Below are 3206 nucleotides of genomic sequence, written 5' to 3'. Positions count from 1 at the left end.
TTAAACCGTACGACGCACCATCAATTCCTTGATCTTGCCGATCGCCTTCGTCGGATTGAGGCCCTTCGGGCACACGTCGACGCAGTTCATGATCGTATGGCAACGGAACAGACGGTAGGGATCTTCGAGATTGTCCAGACGCTCGCCGGTGGCTTGGTCGCGCGTATCGGCGATGAACCGGTACGCCTGCAACAGCCCAGCCGGGCCGACGAACTTATCCGGATTCCACCAGAAGCTCGGGCACGAGGTCGAGCAGCTCGCGCACAAAATACACTCGTACAGGCCGTCGAGTTCTTCGCGCTCTTCCGGCGACTGCAGGCGCTCCTTTTCGGGCGGCGGCGTGTCGTTGATGAGATACGGCTTGATCGAGTGGTACTGATTAAAAAATTGCGTGAAGTCGCAAATCAAATCGCGCACCACGGGCAGCCCCGGCAGCGGACGCAGCACGATCTTTTGCGGCAGATCGTTCAGGTTCGTCAGGCATGCCAGGCCATTTTTGCCGTTGATGTTCATCGCATCGGAGCCGCATACGCCCTCGCGGCACGAGCGACGGAACGACAGCGTTTCGTCCAGCGCCTTGAGCTTCACCAGTGCGTCCAGCAGCATGCGATCGGTCGGGCCCAGCTCGAGCTCATACGTCTGCATGCGCGGCGCGGCATCCTTATCCGGATCGTAGCGATAGATTTCGAAAGTACGTTTTGCCATTTCGCGTGTGTCCTTTGATTGCGCCGGCTTAGAAGGTCCGCGCCTTCGGCGGCACCGATTCGACCGTCAACGGCTGCATGTGCACCGGCTTGTAATCGAGGCGATCGCCTTCGCTGAACCACAGCGTGTGGCGCAGCCAGTTGACGTCGTCGCGCTCTTGGTGATCGTCCAGCGCATGCGCGCCGCGGCTTTCCTTGCGCGCTTCGGCCGACACGATCGTCGCTCGCGCCACTTCGATCAGGTTCGCCAGCTCCAACGCTTCCACACGCGCCGTGTTGAACACCTTCGATTTGTCCTTCAGATGCACGTGATTCACGCGCTCGGCGATTTCCTTGATCTTCTCCACGCCTTCGGCCAGCAGCTTCGACGTACGGAACACGCCGGCGTGCGCCTGCATGCTCGAACGGATATCGCCCGCCACCGCTTGCGTGTATTCGCCCGAACTCGACTGGTCGAGCCGGTCAAGGCGCGAGAGCGCGAAATCGGCCGCATCCGCCGGCAACGGCTTGTGCTCCTTGATTTCCTTGACGTGCTTGACGATGTGGTTGCCCGCGGCACGACCGAACACCACCAAGTCGAGCAGCGAGTTCGTGCCCAAACGGTTCGCGCCGTGCACCGACACGCACGAGCACTCGCCCACGGCATAAAAACCGTTCACGACTTCTTCATGACCGCGCGGCGTGCCCACGACCTGGCCGTTGATGTTCGTTGGGATCCCGCCCATTTGATAATGGATCGTCGGCACGACGGGGATCGGCTCCTTGATGCAATCGACGTTCGCGAACTTGAGCGCGATTTCGCGGATCGAGGGCAGACGCTTCATGATCGTCTCGGCGCCGATGTGCGACAGATCGAGCAGCACGTGATCCTTGTGCGCGCCGACACCGCGGCCTTCCTTGATTTCCTGGTCCATCGAGCGCGACACGAAATCGCGCGGCGCCAGATCCTTCAGCGTCGGCGCGTAGCGCTCCATGAAGCGCTCGCCGTTCGCGTTACGCAAAATGCCGCCTTCGCCGCGCACCCCTTCGGTGATCAGCACGCCCGCGCCGGCCACGCCGGTGGGGTGGAACTGCCAGAACTCCATGTCCTGCAAGGCGATGCCCGCACGCGCGGCCATGCCCAGGCCGTCGCCGGTATTGATGAACGCGTTGGTCGAGGCCGCGAAGATCCGGCCCGCGCCGCCCGTGGCGAACAGCGTGCACTTGCCTTCGAGGATGTAGACGTCGCCCGTTTCCATCTCGAGCGCGGTCACGCCGAGCACATCGCCGTCGGCGTCGCGGATCAGATCGAGCGCCATCCATTCGACGAAGAACTGCGTCTTGGCCGCGACGTTTTGTTGATAGAGCGTGTGCAGCAGCGCATGGCCGGTGCGGTCGGCCGCCGCGCACGCGCGCTGGACGGGCTTTTCGCCGTAGTTGGCCGTGTGACCGCCGAACGGGCGCTGATAGATCGTGCCGTCCGCGTTGCGGTCGAACGGCATGCCGAAGTGTTCCAGCTCGTAGACAGCGTTCGGCGCCTCGCGGCACATGAATTCGATCGCGTCTTGATCGCCGAGCCAGTCCGAGCCTTTGATCGTGTCGTAGAAGTGGTAGTGCCAGTTGTCTTCGCTCATGTTGCCGAGCGAGGCGCCGATGCCGCCTTGCGCGGCCACCGTGTGCGAGCGCGTGGGGAACACTTTGGAGAGCACGCACACCGACAGGCCCGCGCGCGCGAGCTGCAGCGAGGCGCGCATGCCCGAGCCGCCCGCGCCGACGATGACCACGTCGAAGCGCCGACGCGGCAGGGAATTCTTGATTGCAACCATGCTTTTACACTCTCCAGAGAATCTGCGCAGCGTAGCCCGCGCACGCGAGCAGCCAGACGATCGTCAATGCCTGCAGCACGAGGCGCGTGCCGACGGGCTTCACATAGTCCATCCAGATGTCCCGAATGCCTACCCATGCGTGGTAGAAGAGCGAGAGCAAGGCGACGAACGTGGCGAGCTTCATCCATTGCGTGGCGAAGATCGCGGCCCAGCCGTCGTAGGAGAAGGCCTGTGCGCCGAAGAACCAGGCGAGCAGGATGACGGTGTAGATCGCCATGACGGTGGCGGTGACGCGTTGCGCGAGCCAGTCGCGCAGGCCGTAGTGCGCGCCCACGACGAGGCGCTTCGAGCCGATTCGGTGATTGGCTGCCATTTTTTAGAATGCTCCGAACAGTTTGAGCGCGAAGGCGATCGTCAGAATGGACGACACGACGAGCACGACGATGGAGGTGCGCTTGCCGTTCTCCTTCGACACCGCTTCATGGTTCGTATCCATCACCAAGTGACGGATGCCGGCGCAGAAGTGAAAGAGAAAGGCCCACGCCAGCACGAGCGTGATGAGCTTGACGATGATGTTGGAGAGGAACAGCTTGAACGTCTCGAAGCTGATCTCGGAGGTGAGGCTTTGATCGAAGAGATACAGCAGGAACGGGAGGAACACGAACAGCAGCGCGCCGCTGACGCGGTGCAGGATCGA

At 62.3% G+C, this 3206-nt stretch carries 4 protein-coding genes; all 4 read right to left on the bottom strand.

Annotated features, from left to right (window positions below):
- Positions 1 to 705 carry a succinate dehydrogenase iron-sulfur subunit gene (locus ACTHN9_RS08180; protein WP_440536254.1) on the bottom strand — a complete coding sequence of 235 codons (705 nt, stop codon included), beginning with the start codon at positions 703 to 705 and terminating at the stop codon, positions 1 to 3.
- A 28-nt stretch (positions 706 to 733) separates the two neighbouring features.
- Positions 734 to 2509: a succinate dehydrogenase flavoprotein subunit gene (gene sdhA, locus ACTHN9_RS08175; protein ID WP_440536253.1), complete on the bottom strand. Its 1776-nt coding sequence runs from the start codon at positions 2507 to 2509 to the stop codon at positions 734 to 736.
- Between the two features lie 4 nt (positions 2510 to 2513).
- On the bottom strand, positions 2514 to 2882 hold the full coding sequence (gene sdhD, locus ACTHN9_RS08170) for a succinate dehydrogenase, hydrophobic membrane anchor protein (protein ID WP_440536252.1): 369 nt from the start codon (positions 2880 to 2882) through the stop codon (positions 2514 to 2516).
- Between the two features lie 3 nt (positions 2883 to 2885).
- The coding region (gene sdhC / locus ACTHN9_RS08165) for a succinate dehydrogenase, cytochrome b556 subunit (protein WP_440536251.1) at positions 2886 to 3206 on the bottom strand (321 nt) is incomplete at its 5' end.

Source organism: Trinickia sp. (assembly GCF_051953405.1).
In the GTDB taxonomy this organism is placed as follows: domain Bacteria; phylum Pseudomonadota; class Gammaproteobacteria; order Burkholderiales; family Burkholderiaceae; genus Trinickia.
The sequence above is the reverse complement of the archived record's forward strand: the minus strand, read 5'-3'. Positions and strand labels throughout refer to the sequence as shown.